Below are 24955 nucleotides of genomic sequence, written 5' to 3' on the forward strand. Positions count from 1 at the left end.
TAATATCGATGCTTTATAGAGTCTTTGCCAAAGCCTTGAAGATTAAGGCACCGACAACAGCCCCCTGATCAACTACGCCTAGTACCTTATCACCATAATAGACGGCACGGCCGAACTTACCTAAAAGCTCTTTGGTACTCTCTTTGCCGGCCTCTGCCTCCTCATAAGCTAATTCGGCAGCCTCATGCAGACCATTACCTTCCTTTATGGCGGTAGCAAAGGCTTCAGAGCCTGGCTTTAAAGCATCCACAATGGTTCTGTCACCAACGGCTGCCTTGCCACGGTTGCATACGCCATCAGAAAAGGCAGTGAAAAAGAGCGCAGTCTCCTCATCACTAAGCTCACTCTTACCTTTAACAGCCTTGCCGGCTCCCATAAAGCCGCTGGCAACAAGTGTTCCCATGGTGGAAGGAACCTTTTTGGACATTGCCATACCGGTCTGAGCAGCAAGCTTGCCTAAATCAGTTTCGGCACTGCTCTTTGCAAAGGAGAGAGCCTCAGCAAAGCCTGCGGTCATGGTAAGGCCCAGATCACCGTCACCTAGTGCAGAATCAAGATCAATCAGTAACTGCTTATTCTCCTCCATAAGAGCGGAGGCAGCCTCAAGAAAGGCTATAAAATTCTCTTTGGTAAATGCCATATCAAGCTCCTTTCACTACAGCTGATTCTGAGTCATGAACGGAGTGTCAAAAGGCATCTTCAGGTAGGTCTTAAGCTCCTCATCGAGTTTCAGAAGAGAAATTGACATACCGGCCATATCCATGGAGGTTGCATACTCACCAACATAGACATTGAAGACCTTGATACCCTTTTCCTTTAGGATCTGACTTACACGACGGTAGACGATATAAAGCTCCTCACGTGGAGTTGCGCCTAGACCGTTAACCAGCACAGAAACCTCATCACCGCTCTTGTATGGAAGATCAGCTAGAATAGGATCAAGCATGGTATCCACAATCTCATCGGCACTCTTTAAATCCTCTAGCTTAATGCCAGGCTCGCCATGAATACCCATACCGATTTCCATCTTGCCCTCAGGAAGCTCGAAGTTTGCCTTACCCTTCTCTGGGATAATGCAAGGAGATAAAGCCATACCCACAGTACGGACATTCTCACAGGTCTTGCGGGCCAGACGCTCAACCTCATCTAAGGATTTCATTGCCTCGGCTGCAGCGCCTGCAATCTTGTACACATAGAAGATACCGGCAACGCCACGACGCTTGTCAGCCTTATCCTTAGGAGCAGACAGAACATCTTCACCTGCAACCACCTGACGGACTTCGATATCCTCCATATCAGCCATATCTTTGGCCATATCGAAGTTCATGATATCGCCGCCATAGTTACCGTAGATATATAGAACACCGGCCCCCTGATCAATCTCTTTGGTTACATTCAGCATCTGCTCCGGACTTGGGGACTGGAATACACCGCCGACACAGCAGCCGTCTAAAAGGCCTTTGCCCACATAGCCTAAAAACAGAGGAAGATGACCTGAACCGCCACCGGTGGCTAAGCCTACCTTGCCCTTTTTCTTATACTTGGAAACCAGGCAGCGCTTGTCATCATTTACATAGGTAACCTTGTCAGGAGATGCTGCATATAAACCTTCAAGCATCTCATCAACGTAATTCTCTGGTTTGTTTAAAAGACGTTGCATAATAGTTTACTCCTTAATGTATTTAACCTTACTGAGGTGTAAAAAGCCTATTTCTTTATGTGTCGTTATTGTCTGTTGTAAATAAAGATTAAATTCAGGCACCGTAAATTATTCTAGCACCGGCTTTTGTATATTTTTTTGATCACTATCCAACAACAAAAGGAATTAGCCTTTGAATTATTGTAGTTTTTTTGCTGTTTTAGATAAGAATATTCACATAAATAAAATAATGAGGACCATTTATAGAGAAATTAAAAATAATTGGTGAACGGATAAAGATATTATTGGAAAAAAGGATATTTTTCAGAAATATATTTATAAAACAAATAGTTGCAACCAGCCATTTACAAAGCATTGCTATAAGCATTTTTGGATAAAAGGGAGAGTTAACACCTAAACGCAAAAATCAACATTTACTAGCAAAAATTATCTCCAAATAGCATCAAAAATCTTATTCTAAAACAGAAATCCGTTTTAGTTGTTAAAATATTATATAATACATATAGAGAAGAGATCCTGAAAAGGAGAAAACATATGCTGATCGATTTTAAATTTAATAACTTCTGCTCTTTTAATATCAACAGTGAATTCAGCCTAGAAGCACCTTCAGGAAAAATAAAACAGCGCTTCCCAGATAATTTCACCTCTACAAACACAGATTATGATCTACTTAAAACAGCTGTCATTGTTGGTGAAAATGCAGGAGGTAAATCTAATTTCATAGGAAGTCTTAAGTTTCTTAAGAACCTTGTAGATACCAATTTCCAGGTTCAGTCTGTAGGAGCATATGTTAATGCTAAGAGTATCCTCTCAGAAACAGAACCTGTCCAGAAATTTAAAATCACATTTATCTCTAAGTCAGGACAGATTTACAGATATGCTCTTTCTATAGACAGGAAAGGCATTGTCGAAGAAGCACTCTGCAAACAGAACAAGAGAAGGGCCGCCTTCTCATGTATTTTTGAAGTTGAGCGTAACTCCGAAGGACTCTTTGAAAAGAAGAAGGGAAAGGCGAGTGAACTGACTGTAGCATTAAAGAACAGTAATAATAGCTATGGTCTCTTTGTAAGCAAAATGGCTCTTTTAGGAAATAAGGACGCAATCGAAACAGTATATTGGTTTAAGGACATCCTGCTTGCAGGAGCTGTACCAGAAGACAGAGAAAACGATCCCGCTGGCAAAGAAGATGAAATCAGAATTTTGAAAGATCCTCGCTATCTGGATATATTCCGTATGGTTGATTACAGTATCAACAGGATAGAAGTAGATAACGACAAACCTTATGGTAAATCGCTAATTATCAGAAAAGATTCTGATGGAAATGAGATCAAAAGAGAACTTCAGCAGGATTCTACTGGTGTTAAAGAATTTTTCGCGTGGGCGGTGCAGATATTCCGTGTAGTCTATGAGAACAAAGTTGTTTTTGCAGACGAGATGGACCGAGTTTTAAATCCAATCCTCTCAGATAGAGTTGTTGCCTTTATTAATGGCTCAGAACATCAGGGACAATTTGTTTTCTCAACTCATAACGTGCTCCATTTGAATTTAAAGACCTATATGAAAGAACAAATATACTTTGTAACGAAAAATAAGGAATTCCTTACTTCTGAACTTTACTCTCTGGCAGACTTTCCAGAAGTAAGATACGAAACAGCAAAAATATACGAATTCTATATGAAAGGTATTTTGGGAGGAACTGCTTTTGAGTAGAAAAATACGCGTACTAAAAAAACGGTATGCCATTTTCTGCGAAGGCGATACCGAATACAACTACACCGAAAAGATGAGAAAAAATCAAGGAGTTGAGCTTGTACTGAAGCCTATTAATATGAGAGGCGGAGGATATTCCAATTTTCTTCGGCAGATAAAAAAAGAATCACAGTCAAATTACTTAGCCAAATTTATTATTGTTGATGCAGACAGGATCCAAAAGGTTCAAGGCGAAAGAGAAAACTTCCTGAAACTGTTGGAATACTGCAAAATTCAAAACAATAAAGGAAACACTGCAATATTTGTTATTACAAACAATCCTGACTTTGAATATGTAGCCTGTCTCCATGACAATGATTACAATGGTCAGGATACAAAAAATTATATAGAGAAAAACTGGAAATATAAGGATCTTGATTCATTCAAGAATAACACTGAGATATATGATTTTTTAAATTCAGGAAGGAAGTCTTTTGTTAATATGCTTGAGACAATTCGCAATCAGGAAAAACTGATAAAAAACTGATATGAAATCAAGAAAAAGACTTTTGAGATAACAATAAAGTCCACCGTTTATAACGAGGATATGTTAAATCAAAGAAACAGTAACTTAGATGAGTTCTTTGATGTAATCGACTGGTAATTGAAATCAATCTCTTATAATTACATCATTTCACATATACATGATTGTATACATCATCAGCTTATTCACAATACAAATAGTGCACACCCAAAGCCTGCACTACCAAAGGTATTCTTAGAGATTAGAGAAAAAAGATTATCGATTACGATTTGAGCTAACAGCCTTTGCTGCAGCTGGAGTAAATAATCTGGTTACGGTAACAGTCACTAATAGTAGAGATAACATTAACAGCATTGATATAAATTCTCCTGAGTAGAATCTAAAAAATACGTGACCTAAAGTTGCCTCTAGGTCAGTGTATTATTTTTTTTGCCATTGTTATTATTAGTTTGGAGATAGAAAAATCTGTGGTATTCAGTTAAGCCACGGTATCAAGAAGTGATCCCATAGCCTTGTTCTGAACCTGAACAGCTTTAGCATTTGCCTTGTAGACAACTTCGCTCTGCTTCATATCAGTCATTTCTGAAGAGATGTTTACACCAGTCTCTGCTGATTTCTTTACTGCGTTTACAGAGGTACCGGCAGCTGTATTTTTTTCAGAAGCATTCTCTGATGATACTACCTGCTGAGCATGAAAGTTCTCAGTATTTGCATTGGCAACATTGTGACCAGTGCTGTTCATTCTAAACTGATTAACATCAAGACCAGAAGTAGAAATAGCTAAACTCATAAACTCTCCGTGAAGGATTGAAAAATAAACAAAGGTCTCAAACCTTTGTGCAGTATTATAGGTGATCTTCGTCAAGTTTTCCTGTTTAATATATTATAAAATTCAAAATAATTCCGATCCTTTTGAAATACAAAACAATTAAGTTGTGATTAATTTTCTCAACTGCTTTTCAGCAGAACAAAATTCAGATCGTCTACCTATTATCCTTATTGCTGAATCTGACCTACACTTGAAGTGTGACTGTTTTTCCGAGGTACATAACATGCAGTTCTCTTCTGTAAAAAAAATCCTGACTGTGGCCGTATCCGTTACTCTGATGTCATTCTCGCTTCCATCTGAAGCACAGAAGGTAGGTATTTCCCTGCCTAACCCGGATAAACCACGTTTTAATCTGGACGGAGAAGTCATGAAGAGTGAAATTGAGGAGAACGGTCATGAGGCGGTTGTCAAAACAGCAGACAGAACTGTAGAAACCCAGATTAAGGATATTGAAGGCCTGATAGATGAAGGCTGTAACTATCTCGTAATTATCCCTGTGGACGGCAGTGCACTGACCGAGGTATTAAAAAAGGCCAAGGCAAAGAACATTCCTGTCATCTCCTATGATCGTCTGATTATGGATTCAGATGCTGTTTCCTACTATGTTACCTTTGATAATTACAAGGTTGGTCAGATCTTTGGAGATTATCTGGAACAGAAACTCAATCTGAAGAATACCTCCGATGATCCTAAATATATTGAGTTCTTCTCAGGAGACCAGCACGATCACAATGTTGAGTCCTTCTGGAACGGCTCCATGGAAATACTAAAGCCTTATCTTGATCAGGGAAAGCTGCTCTGCCGCTCAGGAGTAGAAGCCAAGGAAGGAACCTATACCCCAAACTGGCTTCCAGATGAGGCAAAAAAGAGAATGATAAGCCTTATCGATCAGCTGAACATCGGACCTGATGAGGGAAAAAACAGTCTTGATGCCGTACTCTGTCACAGTGACGGTCTGGCAATCGGTGTCATAGAGGCACTTTATACCAACGCAGGCTACAGAAAGAACAACTTCCCGGTTGTAACCGGACAGGACTGTATGGTTAACAACCTTAAATACATCAAGCGCGGTATGCAGTCCATGTGTATCTTCAAGGATGCCCGTGTTCTGGCCTACTCAGCAGCTCATATGGTGCTGCAGCTCATCAACGGAGAACCTGTACAGGTCAACGCTACCGAAAGTAACACTCCCGATGGAAAAAACAGGATACCTACTCTCTTATGTTCTCCAAAATTTGTGGATAAGGATAATATGAGAGAGCTTATAGAGGACAGTGGATTCCTTGATGCGGAAAGCTAGACAAGAGCAAAAAGATTTTTTAAGGCGATGCAAAATGCATCGCCTTTCTTCTGCTCCCTATCGGTCAGACCATAAGAATCTGCTGCTGAATCTGAGGAGGTTCAGGATTGTTACGATTTTCTGGTACAGCATTCACGTTGTTCTGCTTTACAGGAGCCTCCTCCACAGGAAGAGTAATACGATAGGCTCTGGTGGTAGCTATCAGAAAATCATGCAGTGCATCCACGCGCTCATTGTCAGGAGTATTCGCGTTTACCCCCTTAAGTTTAGCCCAGGAACTTTCAAGTTTCTCTAAAAGCAGAGGATCACCTGAGCATAAGGCTCTGGCCTGATTATAGGTCTTAGTAGCATTCTCTCCGGTAAAGGCTTCAAAATTATCCTTGATAGAGCTGAGATTCTTTGCAAGATAATTCTTGAGAGGCTCACTGTTCTCAACCATTCTCAGAGAGGTATCGCTCAGAGTATAGCTCTCGGTTCTGGCCAGAAGAGTATTGAGAGTTGGTTTAACCATAATACGACGGTCGTTGAGAGATTCGCTTACGCTGTACTTCAGATCAAAGCCCACGCCCAGACCAACGCCCAAAGGATCAACATTGATTCCAAGATCGGACTTCTGGTTAGTGGAAACCAGCACAGATTCAAGCTCACCATTCACAAAGTCGAACCTGACTGTTTTAGTTCTCTCCGAATCCATAATAACGTTGGTACCCTTAACCATGGCAACAGCCTGCTCGGCAATCGCAAGTGCCTTTTCAGGATGAGTTGCAACCCACTCCAGAACATTGACAACCATATCAAAGGCTTTTCCCGCATTCTTTTCAAGCCAGGCAAAAAGCTTATCAATATTATCAGGATTGGACAGCCAGCTTATAACTGCCGCCTTTGCTCCTTCCTTGACACCTGCGATAAGAGTATTGATGATCATCTTGGTAGCGGCTCCCTTGCCGGCATCCTTAAGAGAATCAATACCCGCCTGCTTGGCGTTATTCAGGATGGTATTTTCTTCCTGAAGCTCAGGAGGCTGTCCTTTTCCGGCTGCAATTTTGGTTGCAATATCAATAATGGCTCTGAAAGGAGCGGTGTTGGTGACAACAATAGCATGGGAAGATTTATTATCCTGCTCCCATGGTCTGATATCCTGACTTGAAGGAGCCGGCATCTCCGTGCTATATACATACTGATATGAGGAATCCAGACCTATCTGGTGACGCATTTCCTTTACAGCACCGTCAGCAACCGCCTTCACAAAGACATTGCCGATACCCTTGGTCATGCCGCCGGTAACATCATTTAATACAGAGAGTTTCAGTTTAACCTGAGCTGAGGTTCTAATCTTTGGAGGTTTTCCTGCTGGTGATCCTTCCATCAGATACTCACGGAAAATATCCTGAGGAATTTTTACCGTTGGAGAAGTCATACGGTTTAAAAGTCGGTCAGCAACCTCTCTTGACATATTTCCACTGCGGCATCGAAGCTCGGTTGCAACCATAAGAGTTCGGATCTTATTGGCAAAATTAGCCCAGTCCTCAGTGGTAGGCTTTTCCTTATCCTGCTGAGCCTTGACAGCTTCATCAAAAAATACAGACAGATCCTCGTTATCACCAGGAAGTACCGGTACAGTCTGTCCATCTGGTCCAGGTCTTAAAAGCTGCTTTAAGTTATCCGCATCCTTGGCTGAGGTAACCATCTTAGCAAAAGGAACATATATTTTTGACTGAACATTGAAATCTCGCGCCTGGGTGGCCGAGGCTCCGACGCCAAGACTTCCGGTGACACCAAGACCAAAATTAGCTGAAGCATTTTCCAGAATCTGTCCGGTCCAGCCTGTCTGCTCAGCAACAACCAGAGGATTTGCGCGTTTGGCCATGACAGCATCTAACACGTTGATCACACCGCGGGTCTTTAAGCTATCAAGATATTCCTTGTTGCTCTGCATAACCTCACCTGAGTGACGGCCCAGGAATTTGAAGAAACTTACGCCAAGACCGCCTACGGCTTTTCCTAACTTCTTCAAACCGCCAAGTATCGCAGCACCTAAGGTTCTTGAAGTAGCAAGCTTGCAGCGATCGCAATCAAGGAGCATATCCTCTACGGTTGGATAGGAGCGGGTAACAAAATAGGTCATCTGACCGCCCACACCAGCCTCTGCCTTAATTCCGGTCTTAGCCTGTTCGTTACCGAATTTGGCCAGGGCTTTTGCCTCAATACCGCCACCGATTCTGAAGGTAACCTCCAGAGGATGTCCCTTGCCCTTACAGTTGATTTCACCAATCACCCTGAAACGGGCTCCTGCACGGACACCGGCATTCACAGACTCTAAACCAAGACCGATAAAGGCACCGACACCAGCGGTAAATTCTACAGTACGTTTGCCGCCCTTTTCTGCATAGGGAGTTATGATCTCTCTTAGAACCGCCTTCTCAGAATGCTCCTTCTCAAAAATACGGATCTGATCGTTGGTACGATGAGAGAGCTCTAAAGTATCTTCAATGGAGGACTCAAGACTGAATTTCTCCGGAAGTTTAATAGGCTTAGCCTGGGAATCAGCCACCTTCATTCTGGACTGTAGAGCATCCAGACTGTCCTGAAGCTTCTTCTCCAGAGCGGCAACATCGGCAAAGTCCTGCTCGGTTACATGATCCTTTATGCCAAAGGTGAAGAAATTCTGAATGGCACGAAGCTTGCCCTCAAAGAAATCCATCTGTTTGGAGCCAGGCTTGTTCTTGTTCAGAATACTCTGGGTTTCATAACGGAAAACACGCAGAGTCTTCTTCATGATCGCAAGATCAGCAATAGGATCTTTTCCTCCATCAGAGGATAATCCCTTTGTAAGCTTGGCTCTGGCTTTTCTCAGATTACTGATGTCCTGCTTTACCTTTGTCAGATCATCTAAGAGCTTGTCATTGAATTTGTCGGTCATGCCGTTGTTTTTCAGAAGCTCTGCAATCTGGGTGGAAACCTTTTTATCAAGCTCGTTTAATACATCTGTTCCTTCGATGGATTTCTTGATGTTGTTAAAGGATTCCTTGACCAGATCTCTTACATTTTCAGCATCGGTAAAGTCCCAGTCCTTGCCGGAGATAACCTCATGACGGTTGGCAAAATTCTGGGCCTGACCTCTTCCTGCTATGAACGAGGAATTAGCATTACCGTTCAGATAGTCATGAACACCGGAATCAGGCTCATTCACAAGTGGAGGCTGATTTCCGTTTATCTGCTCCTGACGCTGAACGTTAGGGTTGGAATTATCATTGATAATATTATTGTTAACGACATTCTCACCCTGAGGAATAATGTTGTTTAAGCCTGGATTGAGGCCGTTGTTAATACGCTCGCTCATAGCTCATCCTCCTAACTCTCAAGAGGAAAATATTTTGCAAAATACTCTCTGGTTGCTCTGACTGAGCGAACCATAATCTCCACCCATGCGGCGAAGGCATCAGCAGAACTGATGGTATTGGCACTGCGTCTGTCGGCGGCAAGCACAAGTTCACCTTCTCCATCGAGCATCAGGGTAACCTCACAGGCAGCTCCGCTTAAATCATTGAGCTTTAAAAGAGCCAGAGCCTTCTGACCGGCATCAGAGGCATTAAGGTCACCAAAAGCACCCACAGGCGAGAAAAGCAGAATCGTATCGGATTCATTCAGATAGTTAAGATTGATGATGATGTCATCATCCACGGTAAAGGTTGCAGTATTGTCAGTCTCATCCAGTGAAAGATCTTCCATTACCAGAGAGCCGAATTCCTTTAAAACTGATGCAAACTGATCTCTAAGCATAGGTCTGACCTCTCATACGCCAGTCATTGACACTGCGTGCATATTCTTCAAAACAGTTCTCAAGAATCTGGGCATTAGGAAACTCATTAAGATAACGTCTCTCTGTTAGATACAGGATGTTGTCCTTGCCTACAGAAAGAGTGGCGCCAGAGGTTCCTGACCAGAAGAAATTACCTTTTAAGGCTGCAAGGGCAAACTCAAAAGGACGGGCGAGGCCTCTTAGATCAAGTACTCTGAGTCTGAAGAGTACGGCATTAGGATCTGCAGGAACAGGAATAATAGAAAGGCTTACTGTATCAAAGGTCAGTGACAGCACACCGCCATTGCTTTCTACGGTATCTGGATACGACTCCCTTACAAGTCGACTGAATTCTGCGTAATCGGTATTCATAAAAGCTCTCTTATGTCGAAATACGTTGCAATGGAATATTATACAGTATAAGTGATAGAGTTGATTCATGTTTTAGTAAAAGTAGTAGAAATTGACCTTAATCACATTAAAAATCCGAGGATCTGTATAAGGTCAGATTTTGAGGTGATCTATAAGAGAGGAAGTGTATCAGACAGAAAAAAAAGACATCCCGTATATGGGACATCTTTTTTAGAGCGGATAACTGCGGTTAAAACTCTTTTAAGGCTTCTATTGTACTGTTCATAACGCTGTCAAGCTTACCAAGAGAATCTACTGCCTTAATGATCGTGTTCTTGACATTGTCCTTACAGTTGTTTGCCATATTCTCGATAGTTTTGACGATAGATTGAGACTTATCCTTTTCAATTGTTCCAGAGTTTCCTTTCCAGGAAGAAGTATCAACTCCTAAAGCATCAGCCTCCTGTTGGAAAGAGCTAATAATTCTTTGTCTCTCCTTATTGTCTTGAATACTGTCACCGGTAACATTGTTCAGCTGACGCTCCATTCTGAAGGCAAAGTCATTCAGTTTCAGAGCTTTACCGAGTTCAGACTTAACCTCATTCACAAATGCCACGGCTTTACTCTGCTCAGATCCACACGCTGCCATTAGATGTACCACTGTGGCCATCTTAACGCCTATTTGTTGTACATCTGCAACTGTGGTTGATTTTACATATGAAGTGTAAATGGTTGAATCTGTCATGGTCGTGCCCTCTTGAAAGAAAAACTTTGTGGAAGTACAAAAGACAGCTTCCTTAAAAACTCTTTGATTTAAGTATAGTATACTTTTCTATATTTGTTGCATCTACTTTAGATAATTTTATCTGTTTAGATTAGATTTGTAACAGGATTCACATAAGCTTATTAAAGCTATAAGAAACTGATAGTTAATTATTTTTTAAATCATAAAAAAGGATGCCTTTTGTGTGTTGAAGGCATCCTCCACTAAGGTGATTATATTCTTTAGTTCTTTGCCAACCCCTGCAGAATCTGATTGGCGTTCTTAACCTGATCACTTGCGCCACTGATAAAGCTGTTGTACTGGCCCATAAAGTCCTGAAGCTTAACCATCTGAGTCTGGTTGTCAGAGTTGCAGTTTTCAGCCATGTGCTGGATACCTGAGGTAATTGCTCGTACCTGCTCTGAACTCTTTGAGCTATTCCAGCCTGATACGTCTATACCTAAATCTTTTGCTTCTTTCATAAAGGTTCCAAGAATAACACCTCTTGTGACTTTATCTGAATCCTCATCCTTGGTAACGCCACCAAGTTTGGCATTCATTCTGTCCAGAAGATTATTCAGTGCCTTTGCTTTATCGTTCTGGCCCTTCATATCAGAAATCTTCATCTCGGCTTCTTTCTTCTTGGTAGCACCTACTTCCAGCATAACCATTGCGGCCATCATCTGGATTGACATGCCCTCGAACTCGGTACCCTTGATTGCATTAACACCTGAAGTAGATACTGCTGAAACTGTCATGATAATCACCTATTAATGTAGAAAATCTTTGCGGAAGCTGTTTTTAAGTTTTAATCAGATTCCTTTCCTTAACCTTTGACTTAAGTATAATACAAAAATTCTCGTATATTTTACCTACTTTTAAAGATAATCTTATTTTGTTAAAAGATGAGATAAACATCACGTTTTAACGCATCTTTTTACACTACAGTCTACCCATATAAATCCTTATAAAACAAAATGATGAAAGGTTATTTTGCAAGGTATTTCACATTTTTATAAATTGAACTTGCAGGAATAGAAAAATGCTCCTGTTCCAGGAAAAAAATGAGCACTTCTGTACGCTATCTTTTCTGGCGAATACGCTCAGACGCTCTGATTGACGTATAGAAGTTGAACCTTAATGAGTCTTTATCAATGGCCCGATCAAGATAATCCGGATCATTAAGATGCATCAGAACCTTGTTAAGATTCATCCCCTCTTTAAAACAAAAAGAGGTTATATTTTCGGCATTATCCACACGAATGGACTTTTTAAGCTGTTTTATCAGCCGGTCAAACTCAAGATCTACAAGGGAATAGCAGTTATCCCCCTGATTGTTTCCGGTATTGATACAGAAACCGTAGACATAGCGTTTCTGACCTCGGAACTTCACCTCATTCCAGTTAAAGCAGGAGATGTAGCCTTTTTTGATAAGAAAACCTGTGGAGGCCAGCCTTTTAAAGAAAGACTCCCGCTTGAAGACCAGTACATCGGTGTTTATACCTGCATATGTATCATAATCACAGCCTAATAGTCTTTTCCTGTAGGCTGAACTTACCTCATAGCTGCGCTGTCTGTGATCTCTTATGGCCACAGGAACTTCAGTTCCCTCATGTTCCTCATAGAAGGCAAGTGCGCCTGCAGCCTTCTGCTCAATTTCCCCATAGAGATCAAGGGCCACCGCCAGAGCTCTATAGGCCTCAGAGCCATGCTCCACCAGATAGCCGTTTTTAAGACGATAAAAGCCCTCCAGGGCAGGATCAATTCTGTCATTTAAAAACAGAGATAATAGATACTGCCCTGCCCCGTACATGGAGGAGAAACGGCAGATACTGGCACAGCAGGCTCTGGAATCAGCTGACTTTAAAACCTCATAAAACTCAGATTTTTCATCAAAATCAATAAGTTCCCGATACAGGTTTAGGGTAGAGCCATCCTTTCTTCTGACACAGGAGAGATAGCTGCAAAGCTTTGGACGGTCGTTTAGATACTGCAGCATCAGTACCGAGAAAATCCTGTCATGCACCTTGGAGCGGCCTGCCTTGAACTGATAGCGCAGATAATCCGCCCGATGGTATCTGGCAAAAGCCTCCAGAGTATCCTTTAAGATATCATCCGTCCTAAAGACATATTTCTTTCCCGGAGTGGTGATTTCGTAGTCCGATATTATCTTACCCACATCATGCATCAGGGCTAATATAAGTAAAAACACCTCCAGCCTTTCATAATCCTCCGCACAAACAGTCTCAAAGATCTCAAATCTTCGGGCGGAATCCAGGATCAGAAAAGCGGTTAAAAGAGAGTGGGAGAGAAGCCCTCCGCACTCAGAATCATGCAGCACATGGGAGGCCGGAGCATTGAAAACCGTGCCGGCAAGAGTCCAGATGGCTGGTCTTATATACCTTATGTACAGTCTCTCATCGAGCATGGAGCGCTCTCTTATGGAGGCGATAAGTGCCCGGTTATTCTCAATAAGACGCTTTATGGGCAGAACCTCAAAAAGCTCACTGCCATCCTTTAGAAGAAGTTTATAATCCTCAAAGCGGTTATCCTCGAGACCAGTAGAAGCCTTTGACCTTTTTCCTCTGATAAAGGAATATCCGGCCCCTCTCTCCGAGGATAGAGGATTGTGATGATAAAGCTTAAGACAGCGGCTTACAAAAGAGTGAAACATCTTACTTTACTAGGCGGTTCTGCGACAAGTTTTGGCAGATGCAGAAGTCTTCACATGCTCTGCCTCAGTATCAAGCTTATGCTCTGAGTTGAAACTCTCAATTAGTGATCTTTCCAGATCACAATGCTCCTCCGAGGACATGGTACTGAGATCAGAGCCGGTAGAGTCAGACATTGAGGAGGCAGCACTAACCTTAATCTCTGCTGCACTGACGGCAGCTTCACTTTTTACATTGTCCTTTTTACTTCTTGAGTTAGTTTTTCTGTTCACTGAGGAGGCACTCTTAGAAGACCCCCTCTTCTCCTCTGAAGCTCCCGCCTCCGCCTTATCAGCTTTAGTCTCAGCCTCATCACTAAAAGCGGCATTATCCAGCATAAACTCCTCCACCTCCTCATATGTCGCCTTTTTAACCTTGAGGGCGCTCTCCTCAGGGATCACCGAGAAGCGGATTTTATCGAGTTCTATAAGTGAGTCTAAAGGCTCCTTTAAAAAGTAGAAATGCAGCGGACCTTTCATGGACTTAAACTCGATATAGGTCGGATCATAGGCACGTATGGTGGTACAGCGCAGTGTCTTTAAAAGAGGAGCAGGATCATTCATGCTGCGAAGCTCCACCACGGTATAGGGATCAGCGGAGAGACTCTCCTGATTATGACCAAAATATATCTCAAAACCTCGGACCAGATAGGTTTTACGCTGTCTTAAAAGGGAAATCCAGCGGGCTTTCTTTTTATAGAGATTGGAAAACAGATACTCACTGTTTAGAATGAGTTCATAGAAATTCTTTCTGCTATCCTCCATATCAATTTTGCTGAATTTTTCATTTTTTAGCTCTGAAAATTCATTTTTCAGGTCAAAATCCTTCAGATTTTCACTAAAATCAGCAAAAAAGCTCAAATCCGTGTAATAACGTTCCACGGCTTTATAGATAAGAAAATGCGCAGGCGAACCTTCCTCGATGACAAAGCCATCCTCAAGTACAAAGGCCCCCTCTGTCTTTTCACTGATAATACCGCTGGATAAAAAGCGTCTTAAATAGACGCCCAGATCAAGAACCATATCTCCCTCATGGGCACACAGAAAGGCACTGATTTCATCAGCCTTTAAGAGCATGTTCTTAAGGTTGTTCTCCATTAAAAAGAGATTATCAATTTCTGGCTTTTTCTCCGGCGAGTTAAAGCGCAGCTCATCCTTTGTAAAACAAAGGGTAGCGGTTAGATTCCTGATTTTAAGATATTCAGGTGAGCGTCTGAGGCTCTCATGAGTCTGAGCACATTTTGCGGCAAGGTGCATAAAGCAGTTGTCAAAGCTGATGTCAGGCTCAAAGGCCTTTTTTAAATAGAACCTTAAATGCGTAGCTTTGTGAATTCTTATAAACTCCTCAAGGGAGTCGTGACGAAAGAGTTTAAATTCATAGTTTCGCCCCGGAGTCGTTATCCTGAAGCGGTTATAGAAACGATAAAGATTTAAGGTCAGCATCAGATACAGACTTTCAAAGAAATTCTGAGAGCCGGTGGAGACAGCCAGAGATGATCGGTCATAGATATCTGAGAATCTCAGGATGCCCAGCAGCGCCTGACGGATGAGAGAAGTGGAGAAGACATTGCTCAGGGCATGCTCTGAAGGGGCAATACTTACAATGCTGATAAAGCGTCTTATAACCGGCAGTACCTCCAGCTCAAAATCAATAAAACAGTCTGAGCTTAAGGCCCTGTTTCTAATAAGTTCAATTAAAAAGGCGTACTCCTCCATCAGCTCCTCGGTCCCCCTTACCCGTCTGACACAGTCTCCCTCTGCAGAGTAAAACACGGAACCGTCTGCAAACACATTATCCTCAAGGGAGATAACCTGTCTTGAAATAAGTACATTTCTCTCGGAGGATTTAAATATATTCTTAATAAAATCAAACATATAAAACTCACTAAATTTTGTATCTAGCCTACAAAGAAAATCACGGCAAGCCTGCACCCGAAGATAAACAGACTTAACAGGAGCACAAAGGCGGTCAGATAAATCAGATCAGCAAAACACTGAAACAGCAGAAAGACCGAGAGATACTTTAAAAGTCTGTAGCAGAAGTTAATCAGCGTGATGGTACTTTTAAGGGAGAACATGGAGCTTCTGAACATACTGACCAGGGCATAGCCGAAGCTGACACCTAAAAGCAGCACCTGCAGAAGGATATGAGGGTGGCCGTATACTAAAAACAGCGTACGCATAACCGCAAGGTTCAGCATGTCATAAAGCACGGTATTCCTTAAAAAGACAAAAGGCTCCATCAGGTGATGGGCAGCTTTAAGTCTGTCAAAGAATACCTCGGCAAAACAGTTGTTAAGAGTATCCAGCTCAGGATAAATAAAGGTTACCGAAGGCTCATCCCTTAAATCCAGCCCCATAAGGAGCAGAGAAAAGAGCACACAGGCTAGTGTAAAGAAGAAAAGCTTTTCAATCACATAAAAGAGCATAGTCGCCTCCTACTCAGTCACTACCGGAATTACTCCCTTGATGAAACGTCCGTCATTGAGCTTTGCCACATACTCAAAGTTAGGCAGCATCATAAGAGCTGAGTCTGGAAAGATAGGCTCCTCCCCTGCAGAGACTCCATAGTTGCAGGTCTCGGAGACACCTCGGGTGTAAACGTCATATCTTGAGGCGACGGCTTTGGAGCGACGGTATACCGAGGTTTTAGCCAGAGTTGAGGTAAAGGCTCTGGCGGTATCGGCATCCTTGATGCGCAGGGCAATCATGTTGTTGCAGTTACCTATAAACTGGGTTGCCGCATAATCCGATCCGAACTTCTTTTTAAAGTCACTTAAGGTCTGGGTTGCCAGGGTGACCGAGGCTTTAGCACCACGACCTTTATTTAAAAGCTGCACCAGATACTCGTTGCAGACCTCGGCGGCCTCATCCACAAAGATACTGATATTGGGACCATGATGATTTCTGGCATAGATATCACCGCAGAAGGAGCAGAGATCAGAGAGAATGAGTCTTCCCACATAGGAGCATAAAAGCGAGTTTTTAAGGGAATTCAGGGAAACATACAGCACCGCATTGGACATATAGATGTCACGGATACTGATAGCCCCGCTCTCCTTTGAAAAATAGGTACTCAGCGAGGACATGGACAGGGTACTCATAATCGGATTGACCGAAGAGGATACCTTGAGGAAATAGGTCTCATCCTTGCAGCACATGGAATACAGATGCTCAAACTCCTCCTCGGCAGGAGAGCTGTTTTTATTCTGGGAGCGGATAAGCTCATAAATCTGATAGAGGTGTCTGGCCTTGGTCTTTAAGCTCCCTGAATAGGGATCAGAGGAGGAGGCCGACTTTGATGCACTCTTTTTTGTCCCCTTTCTTAAGGTTTTCCCTGACTTAGGCTCCTCCTCGGCACTATCCTCCTCTGTATCCGCATTTTCAGTCTTTTCAGACTTTGAAACCTCAATATCCTTTCCGCTTATATTCATGTATTTTTCCAGCTTGGGAAAATCAGAGAAAGGTATTCTGTTCTTAATAAAGAAGGCTGCAAGCTGCTCTAACGCCTCCTTTGAGCTGTTCTCAAAGGCATAGCTGATAAGCCTTGCAATCAGCCCCTGAAAGTAGAACTTCAGCGACATGGCGTTCTTGATAGCAGAGATGGTAACCGCTCTTCTCATATAATGAAGGGAGATCACCGCCGCACAGATAGCCTCCGAGGCGTAGTTGGAGAAATCCGACTTGGTATCAAGCAGGGAGGTCAGACGATCGGCAATCTCTGTAGGCTTTGAGGAGGAGCCTAAAAGATTGAAGGCTGAGGTGTTGTTCTCTAAAGTATAGGTATCCAGAACCTCAAAGCGTTTGCCCATACTCTCTGCTGCCCTTTTGGCCTTATCTTTAAGCTCACTGTCTCCTTTAGGATCAATCACAACTACCACATCATCCCTGAAGATGGCCTGAGTAATCAGCAGATCAAAGAACCTGGTCTTGCCCGAGCCTGGAGTTCCGAAGATCAGGGTATGACCTTCAAGATCTTTTACATGGGTAAAGATATCTCTGTTTCTGCCTAGATTCTGTATCTGAAAGCTGCCCTGATTAGGACCGGTAGCCCCAGTCAGGCCATGATCAAGCAGCGTATGAAGTTCTCTGCTGTGCTTGGGTTTGAACTCATAGCCCACCCCAAGATATACAGGTTTTGAGGTAAATTTACGGTTTTTGAAAGAAATCAGCTCATTTTTGAGCTTTTTTTGAAGTTTTTTAACCGATATTTCAAAAAATGAGGAAACATTCTTCGAGGAGAAGTAGAACTCCTCAAAGCCCAGGAACACGGTACAGGAAATTACGGTAAAACATAGAAATATACCGTTAAAAACCATAAAAAGCAGGTCTGTGAATATAAAATTCACCATAAACCAGCTTAAATTGAAGATCATTATAAAAAGGTAGATGTTTTTAGGATCTGATTTTGCCAAATTACTCTGTCGCATTTTTCCCCCATAGAGGCCGCGATCATAAGGCTGAAATTTTAGGGGCGGAAAATAAGGCTTTATTTTTTTCGTGAATTCTCAATATCCTTTTGATTTATAAGAAAACAGAAAATTCTGAAGGAGTGTTTTTTCTATTAAACAAGGGATGAATCTGAGAGAAGCCTCACATTTGTGACCGGTCACGGATTTGGGACAAAATATACATAAAAATCCCACCGCAATGCCGTTTTTGCGTTAAGATGAGGAATCCGAATTCACTATTAAATATAACTAAAAAAATATTATGCTAGAAAATAAACTACCCAAGATTATTTCCAGCCTGCTTGAGAACGACATGTACAAGTTTTCAATGGGACAGGCTATCTACCACCAGTTCAGTGACTACAAAACCACCTGGTCCTTCAAATGCCGCAATAAGGAGATCTTCTTCACCCCTGAAATGGTTGAGGAAATCAAAGCTCAGATTCAGCTTTACTGCTCCTTGAGATTTACCGAGGAGGAACTGGATTACCTCCACAAGATCCGCTGGATTAAAGGTTCCTATGTGGACTTTTTAAGACTCTGGTCCCCTCGCTATGAGGATTTCACCATCACCAACGAAGGTGACTGCGGACTTTCCATTGAGACCAAGGGTACCTGGCTGAACACCAGTATGTACGAAATTCCAACCCTGGCCATCATCAATGAGGTCTATTTCAGATATCAGTACGATTATGACGATCTGCTAAAGAGTTTCAGCGACAAGCTTGATGAAAAGATTGAATGGCTTTCAAGCGGAAAATACCAGATTTCAAGCTTCAGTGAATTCGGTTTAAGACGTCGTCTGTCTGCTGAGGCACAGGCTATGGTGGTTCAGAGATTTAAAGAGGCAGACCTTAAGGACAGCTTCTTTGCCGGAACCTCAAATGTCTATCTGGCTAAGAAATTCAATGTTGCCCCTATCGGTACCATGGCCCATGAGTGGATTATGTGTGTAGGTCAGGGAAATCACAAGCACAATCCAGCCTACTCCAACTGGTTTGCCCTGGAGGCCTGGGTTAAGGAGTACGGAGTTCTAAACGGAACCTGTCTGACCGATACCATCACCACCGACTGTTTCTTAAGAGACTTCCAGCTTACCTACGCTACCCTGTTCTCAGGAGCCCGTCATGACTCAGGTGATCCTTTCGAGTGGGGAGACAAGATGCTGGCCCACTATAACCGACTGGGAATTGATGCTAAGAACAAGACTCTACTCTTTAGTGACAGTCTGGATTTCAAGAGAGCAAACGATCTGTATCACTACTTCAAGCACAAGGCCAAGGTAGCCTTTGGTATCGGCACCTATCTGTCAAATGATACCAAGGTGGAACCTCTGAACATTGTAATGAAGACTACCGCCTGCAACGGCATGGATGTAGCCAAGATTTCCGATGTTAAGGGCAAGGAAATGTGCAAGAATCCTGACTACGTCAAGTATCTGCAGAGATGTATCACCTGGAGAATGAATAACGACCGCTAGAATTTAGATTTTTTAGCGTTTTTATTCATTTTTATTAGATTTTTTGTGTTTTTTAGGCTCTTTTCTGTCATTTTTAATGAAATTTAGCATACCCAGGTCCTTAAGAGATTTTTCTTTTAAAGCCTGGGTATGGAAATTTAAAGAAAACAGAAAAAGAGCTTTTTTATGTTGGGAGAAATATATTTTCTTTTCCGATTGAGGAGAAATAACGGAAAATCCTCTTAAATCGTGAAATTTATGCAGATTTATGAGTTAAAACTCTCTTGAAGCCACACTTTCCACAGACACGCCACCTACACTGTCATCAGAATTCAGATCAACTCTGATGGCTGCAAGTCTTCCCTGTTTCACGCAGGAGAAATCACTGCAGAAGACCTTATCAGAAAAGGCCGCATCCTCAAGAGAAACATTGTCCGGGGAACGGCTGCGAAGCCAGTAGTGACCTACAACAATAAGCTTAGGCGGCTCCTTGCCGATCCAGCCCTTTATCTGCCCCAGTTTTTTATCGGTGATTACAGCATCGCCAACACTTAGGGCAATATCGCAGTAGCGGGTATCCTCTGTTACCGTCTGCCACCATTTATATCTGATTTCCTTACGTTTTTTGCCATCCTTATCCACAAAGAACTCCCCTTCAGGCAGGATAAGTTCAGAGCCTTTGAGAATGATTTCAGCAGCATCGGCAATCTTGGTGATAGTACAGCCGGAAGCTTCCTTAGAGGAATCAACAAAAAAGGAATCGTTCTTAACGCGGCGCTCTGAGTCCAGATATGAGGCCAGAATTCTCATCAGACGGGAGTTCCAGCAGGCATGAACCACACCCAGAGATGGTAGATCAAGCCATAGAGGTAGAGTCTTCATCCACTCAATGGCGTCATAGTAGAAATCCCTGTCGGAATCTACAAAATCGCAGAAAGGAAGGGCGAACAGATCTTTTTTAAGTCTCAGGTTCATACGTTTGAGAATGGCGTTATATTCGTGGTTACCCATGATACACAGAGCTTTGTTCTGCTCCACAAGCTTTCGAACCAGAGTGACACATTCCTTCTGTTTAGGACCGCGGTCAATTAGATCACCCACAAATATAAGCTTACGCTCGGAGGATTCCCCTATCTTATCCAGAAGCTCACACAGTTCATCATAACAGCCGTGAACATCACCTATAACGTCATAACCTTTCACTTACACTCCAGAATACCGAATCTTCAATTAAACACTGAAGTCCTGTATAGACTATTTTTTCAGAAGTACCTGCCATTCAGGCTCTTTGAAACCAACCAGTACAGAAGATCCTGTTACCACCAGAGGACGCTTAACGAGCATACCATCGGAGGATAGAAGTCGGTACTGCTCATCCTCAGGCATTGAAGGCAGCTTTTTGGAAAGTTCAAGAGACTTGTAGAGAAGACCGCTGGTGTTGAAGAAGCGTTTTAGAGGCAGACCGCTTTTAGCGTGAAGCTCCCTTAGAGTCTTCTCATCCGGATGCTCGGTCTTGATATCAAGCAGCTCGTAGCTGACACCATGATCATCCAGCCATTTAAGAGCCTTTTTGCAGGTGGTACACCTCTCGTAGCAGTAAACCTTAATCATGCGAACCTCTCTTTGTGAAGATATGGCCAGAGACAGATTAAAGCCTAAGCTCCTCTCCGTCTAAGGCCGCATAGACAAGATTATCCCCCTGATATGAGAGTTTCAGAGAGAAAAATGGGTGATTTTCAGACATGAGTCGTAAAAAAATCTTATCTCCCTCCCACAGAGGCAGAGAGGAAATTCTATCCTTTTCAACCCATTGAAGATCACCTTCAGGACAGTCAGAGCTTAACTCCCCCTGATAAGCTTCGGCTGAATACAGGAACATATACTCAGTTCCGTACCTGTCCGAAACAAAGGTGATGATTCCACGAAGCTTTGGTGACAGAGGAGTCACACCGGTCTCCTCCCTCATCTCACGGACAAGACATTCCTCAGGAGATTCTCCTTCTTCAAGATGTCCACCGATCCCGATCCACTTGTCCTTATTGATATCCTTTTCCTTTTTGGTTCGATGCAGCATCAGATAGCAGCCGTTCTGTTCAAGATAGCAGAGAGTGGTGAGATTATTTCGTGAGATCATAAAGCCAAGCCTAATAGTTCAGAAACACCAGATAGTAGCCTTCAGCCTTAATGGAGAAGGATTCAGAGGTCACCTCATTCAAGGTTCCCTGCCAGAGCTCATCAAAATCGTAGATATCCCATTTGAGATTTGTACTCTTAAGACCTTTTGCTCCGAAATTAAAGATACTTACCTGTGTGCCCTTCTTCGCCTCAAAGGTGTTATCACCGCAGCAGGGAATAAAGACACCATGATCGGTATAGGCACGAACCTTTATCTTAAAGTTCTTAAGATACCAGACTAAAAGAGAGACATTGGCCAAGGCATGATCATCACGCTTGCCGCTGATTCCAAGATAGTTAATCTCAGAGTAGCCCTTTTCTATACAGAAACGGGTAGCCTTGGTGAGGTCGTTGTAATCCTGCTCTGCGTATTCGACATAGATATGAGAATACTTTTCCTTCAGCTCATCTGACAGAGAGTCTCCGTCTCCAACCACAGCAGAAGGTTCAAGTTCTACAATGCTGAGATCGGATAAATGCTCCTTTTTAAATCTTAACAGCGCATTTAAGGAGCCATCGGTACAGACCAGATAGTCGGCATTCTTTAGAATGCCCAGAGGAATTCTGTGGGTTGGAAAATCACCGTTTGCCAGAATTACCGGAATGTTACTGCCATGCTGTTCCATTTACGATATCCCTGAATTGCTACAAACACATAAAATGCATAAAGTGCGGCTCTAAAAGGCAGGCCCTGATGGATAAAGAGAATCACCGAAATAATATCCACCACAATCCATACGAGCCACTGCTCCACATATTTATAGGCCAGCGCAAATACACCGACAAAGGAGGCAGCTGTGGTAAAGCTGTCCATTACAGGAACCTCACTGTCGGTAAAGGTGACAAGTACCTGATAAGTAATTCCAAAAATAACAGCTGTCGCCAGAAGATAACGGACAATCTTTTTAAACGTCATATGAGTAATAAGTCGCTCGGTATGTCCCTTTCCGCCAAACTTCCAGTTTAATACACCGTAAACTGCAACCAGCACGAATACAAAGGAAATGAAGGCATAGGCATACATGCCGCTGGTAGCAAACAGGTAGATATCAATCATCGGCATGATGATACCTAAAAGCCACAGCCAGATAGAGGCTTTGTACTCATAGTAAAGATAAATCAGGCCTAAAAAGGTAGTAAAAAGTTCCAGGCCGTGTTCTGTTAGAAATTCCATAAAAATCTGCCAGGTGCAGCCGTTGGCTGACCATTGTTAAATCGTTCTGAATACCGAAAGACATTGTAGTCTATTTTGACCAAAAGTAGCTTTCAAGCTGTATTTTCAGTTAGGCAATTTTTTTGGCAGTTTAATAATGTGTGATCTGAATAACACTGAATGTAAACGTTTTCATATACAATCTCCCAACAATTTTCTTAACCAGCAAACATTCATAAAAACAAAGATTATCGAGATAACAAATGAGAAAATACAGTGAAAGAGGCTTTAAAAACCTCGAATTTTTACGCTTTCTTTTAATCTGGGCCGTAGTAGGTGTACATATCGCCTACCTGAACCTGTCAGGGGCCGAGCAGTTCTCCTGGCTTGTAAAATGGACCTCCGGCTGGCAGGCTGTGGAGATGTTCTTCCTGATGTCTGGCTTTTTCCTGTTCTACAAGGTAAGAACAGAGGAGACTGTGCTTCACTTTGCATTAAGAAAGTGGCTACGTCTGGCACCATTCATTATTGCCCTGACCATAGTAGGCTATATTGCAGCCGGTTTTGACATCATGCAGTATCCGCTGTCCGTCAACATCTTCAACTCTCTGCTGCTTTTAGACTGGAATACCCATCACTTCGGTCCTGATGCAACCATCCTGTATGTAGCCTGGTTTGCAAATGCCCTGTTCTTTGTATCTGTAATATATTTCTGTATTTTCAAAGCATTAGGTCATGACAAGGCTCTTCTGGCAATCGGTACCATTACCTTTATCTGCTTCTACATGTATTCAAGACGTGTATTTATCGTCGTGCCTTTCATCTTCCCTATGGTAAGAGGTTTTGCCTACATCGGTTTCGGCATCCTGCTCTGTGAGGTATGGAAATCATATACCGCAGACAGAAAGCCAGAGACACAGACAAAGGTACATCCTGGGGTTAGTGCGCTTGAGGCGGTTCTGCTTTTAACAATAGTTATCAGTCTTTTCGGAGGTTCAACCGGAATTCCTACCCCAGAGGGACTTACTGTGCCACCAGATCAGATTGCAACTCTCACCGCTCAGACCTGGTTCCCTGAGCTGACCCGCTGGGCTTTAGACGGAGTATGGCTTCAGATCTGCTTTGTGGCTCTGTTCTGGCTGTTCCTGTGCAACCGCGGTTTCATCTCAAGAGGTCTAAACAATCCTCTGTCAGTAACCTTAGGCAAGTACTCATACGCTATCTTCCTGGTTCACACCATTGTGATCAGAGCTTTAAGAGACTATGTAAATCTGCCAGACCTTAAGTGGAGCTATGAGAATCCTGTACTGCTGATTTCCCTAGTATGTATCGGTATTCTGGCTGCCGCAGTTGCAGCTCATCATCTGTTGGAGCAGCCTCTGACCAGATGGGCTAATTCAAAGCTGTAATCCTTACCTCATGTACTGCTCACCGGTGAAAGCTGGTGGGCAACCTTCCTGCATAAGTCTTTTCAATAAACTTAAAATAATCAGTAAATCAGCAAGTTATAAGAATTCCATCCCTCTAACAGCACAAAGCTCAGAGCATTTTTATTAGTCTAAAAAAATCCTTATATATCAATAAAATCTTTTAAACCGTTTTGTTTATCTATATAATTTATAAAGTTTTTTTATAACAAACAGAATAGGGATGTGAAAAAAATGACAGAGAATATAGTTGAAAGTTTCCTTAGTGGAGAATATCCCCCAGAAAAGGCAATCAGGCTAAAAGACTGTGGATTTATTACTAACTCTAGTTTCCCACATGGAAATTTAAAACAAAACTAGATTCACTCTAGGTTTGATGCTCTTTAAAAACTTGTATTGATTTATTTTTGGGAAGAGGTGTGATTATAAGCAAAAAAGGCTTATATATCTGATAGATATCGATGAAAAGGTGTGTTTAATATGTTATAATTTTATCTGCTAAAACAAAAAGTTAACATAAAAAAACACACCATGAATATGATACCTAAAAATACCTCTTCTAGCAATTTTACTGATACATTTTCTTCTCTTTTTTCTGTTCTTGGTCTTTGTAGTTTACTCAAAGTTGCAGGCTTTAGAAAAAGA

General features: G+C 42.4%; 22 protein-coding genes. 5 read left to right on the plus strand and 17 right to left on the minus strand.

Translation table 11 applies throughout. The annotated features are described in order from the left end of the window. Positions 1-13: 13 nt before the first annotated feature. Positions 14-640 carry a dihydroxyacetone kinase subunit L gene (locus BM308_RS07440; RefSeq protein WP_074944161.1) on the minus strand — a complete coding sequence of 209 codons (627 nt, stop codon included), beginning with the start codon at positions 638-640 and terminating at the stop codon, positions 14-16. A gap of 15 nt (positions 641-655) precedes the next feature. Then, the gene (locus tag BM308_RS07445; RefSeq protein WP_074944163.1) at positions 656-1660 is read right to left on the minus strand and encodes a dihydroxyacetone kinase subunit DhaK; all 1005 of its coding nucleotides are present in this window, start codon (positions 1658-1660) and stop codon (positions 656-658) included. Positions 1661-2194: 534 nt separating this feature from the next. On the opposite strand from BM308_RS07445, the gene BM308_RS07450 reads away from it, so the two are divergent. Together BM308_RS07450 and BM308_RS07455 are read left to right on the plus strand one after the other, a co-directional pair. Then, positions 2195-3370 (plus strand): AAA family ATPase, encoded by a 1176-nt coding sequence (locus BM308_RS07450; protein WP_074944165.1) that lies wholly within the window; start codon positions 2195-2197, stop codon positions 3368-3370. Then, positions 3363-3896 carry an RloB domain-containing protein gene (locus BM308_RS07455; RefSeq protein WP_074944166.1) on the plus strand — a complete coding sequence of 178 codons (534 nt, stop codon included), beginning with the start codon at positions 3363-3365 and terminating at the stop codon, positions 3894-3896. The genes BM308_RS07450 and BM308_RS07455 overlap by 8 nt, the downstream gene beginning before the upstream one ends. Before the next feature lie 475 nt (positions 3897-4371). On the opposite strand, the gene BM308_RS07460 is transcribed toward BM308_RS07455, so the two are convergent. After that, a complete protein-coding gene (locus tag BM308_RS07460) occupies positions 4372-4683 on the minus strand; it encodes a flagellar basal body rod protein FlgC (RefSeq protein WP_074944168.1) in 312 nt (103 codons plus the stop codon). Positions 4684-4945: 262 nt separating this feature from the next. Between BM308_RS07460 and BM308_RS07465 the strand changes: the two genes are divergently transcribed. Further along, positions 4946-6022, plus strand: a complete 1077-nt coding sequence (locus BM308_RS07465; RefSeq protein ID WP_074944169.1) for a substrate-binding domain-containing protein — start codon at positions 4946-4948, stop codon at positions 6020-6022. A gap of 64 nt (positions 6023-6086) precedes the next feature. Here the strand turns inward: BM308_RS07465 and BM308_RS07470 are convergent, their stop codons facing one another. From BM308_RS07470 to BM308_RS07510, 9 genes are all read right to left on the minus strand, one after another. After that, complete coding sequence (locus tag BM308_RS07470; RefSeq protein ID WP_074944171.1) at positions 6087-9362, minus strand: hypothetical protein; 3276 nt, start codon at positions 9360-9362, stop codon at positions 6087-6089. Between the two features lie 11 nt (positions 9363-9373). Continuing rightward, positions 9374-9802, minus strand: a complete 429-nt coding sequence (locus tag BM308_RS07475; RefSeq protein WP_074944172.1) for a type III secretion system chaperone — start codon at positions 9800-9802, stop codon at positions 9374-9376. Further along, positions 9795-10193 (minus strand): type III secretion system chaperone, encoded by a 399-nt coding sequence (locus BM308_RS07480; RefSeq protein WP_074944174.1) that lies wholly within the window; start codon positions 10191-10193, stop codon positions 9795-9797. The genes BM308_RS07475 and BM308_RS07480 overlap by 8 nt, the downstream gene beginning before the upstream one ends. Positions 10194-10422: 229 nt before the next feature. Then, positions 10423-10917, minus strand: a complete 495-nt coding sequence (locus BM308_RS07485; protein WP_074944175.1) for a hypothetical protein — start codon at positions 10915-10917, stop codon at positions 10423-10425. Positions 10918-11177: 260 nt separating this feature from the next. Continuing rightward, positions 11178-11693, minus strand: a complete 516-nt coding sequence (locus BM308_RS07490; RefSeq protein WP_074944177.1) for a hypothetical protein — start codon at positions 11691-11693, stop codon at positions 11178-11180. Between the two features lie 323 nt (positions 11694-12016). Next, on the minus strand, positions 12017-13609 hold the full coding sequence (locus tag BM308_RS07495; protein WP_074944178.1) for a TraI domain-containing protein: 1593 nt from the start codon (positions 13607-13609) through the stop codon (positions 12017-12019). Positions 13610-13618: 9 nt separating this feature from the next. Continuing rightward, entirely contained in the window at positions 13619-15520 is a 1902-nt protein-coding gene (locus BM308_RS07500; protein WP_074944180.1) for a hypothetical protein, read from the minus strand. A gap of 23 nt (positions 15521-15543) precedes the next feature. Further along, positions 15544-16074 (minus strand): hypothetical protein, encoded by a 531-nt coding sequence (locus tag BM308_RS07505; protein ID WP_074944182.1) that lies wholly within the window; start codon positions 16072-16074, stop codon positions 15544-15546. Positions 16075-16083: 9 nt separating this feature from the next. Continuing rightward, positions 16084-18075, minus strand: coding sequence for a type IV secretion system DNA-binding domain-containing protein (locus BM308_RS07510; protein ID WP_074944184.1), 1992 nt, complete (start codon positions 18073-18075; stop codon positions 16084-16086). A gap of 283 nt (positions 18076-18358) precedes the next feature. On the opposite strand from BM308_RS07510, the gene pncB reads away from it, so the two are divergent. Then, on the plus strand, positions 18359-19576 hold the full coding sequence (pncB, locus tag BM308_RS07515; protein WP_074944186.1) for a nicotinate phosphoribosyltransferase: 1218 nt from the start codon (positions 18359-18361) through the stop codon (positions 19574-19576). A 252-nt stretch (positions 19577-19828) separates the two neighbouring features. Here the strand turns inward: pncB and BM308_RS07520 are convergent, their stop codons facing one another. Genes BM308_RS07520 through pnuC form a run of 5 tightly spaced genes read right to left on the minus strand, consistent with a single transcriptional unit; the run spans position 19829 to position 22904 of the window. After that, positions 19829-20758, minus strand: a complete 930-nt coding sequence (locus tag BM308_RS07520) for a metallophosphoesterase (RefSeq protein WP_074944188.1) — start codon at positions 20756-20758, stop codon at positions 19829-19831. Between the two features lie 51 nt (positions 20759-20809). Beyond that, complete coding sequence (locus BM308_RS07525) at positions 20810-21166, minus strand: arsenate reductase family protein (protein WP_074944190.1); 357 nt, start codon at positions 21164-21166, stop codon at positions 20810-20812. 37 nt (positions 21167-21203) lie between these two features. Continuing rightward, positions 21204-21689, minus strand: coding sequence for an NUDIX hydrolase (locus BM308_RS07530; protein ID WP_074944192.1), 486 nt, complete (start codon positions 21687-21689; stop codon positions 21204-21206). 10 nt (positions 21690-21699) lie between these two features. Further along, positions 21700-22356, minus strand: a complete 657-nt coding sequence (locus tag BM308_RS07535) for a thiamine diphosphokinase (RefSeq protein WP_074944194.1) — start codon at positions 22354-22356, stop codon at positions 21700-21702. Further along, positions 22326-22904: a nicotinamide riboside transporter PnuC gene (gene pnuC / locus BM308_RS07540; RefSeq protein ID WP_074944196.1), complete on the minus strand. Its 579-nt coding sequence runs from the start codon at positions 22902-22904 to the stop codon at positions 22326-22328. The genes BM308_RS07535 and pnuC overlap by 31 nt, the downstream gene beginning before the upstream one ends. A 242-nt stretch (positions 22905-23146) precedes the next feature. On the opposite strand from pnuC, the gene BM308_RS07545 reads away from it, so the two are divergent. Next, the gene (locus tag BM308_RS07545; protein ID WP_074944198.1) at positions 23147-24292 is read left to right on the plus strand and encodes an acyltransferase family protein; all 1146 of its coding nucleotides are present in this window, start codon (positions 23147-23149) and stop codon (positions 24290-24292) included. The last annotated feature ends 663 nt before the right edge of the window (positions 24293-24955 follow it).

The sequence above is a fragment of the Succinivibrio dextrinosolvens genome (genome assembly GCF_900116345.1).
GTDB classification, from domain to species: domain Bacteria; phylum Pseudomonadota; class Gammaproteobacteria; order Enterobacterales; family Succinivibrionaceae; genus Succinivibrio; species Succinivibrio dextrinosolvens_B.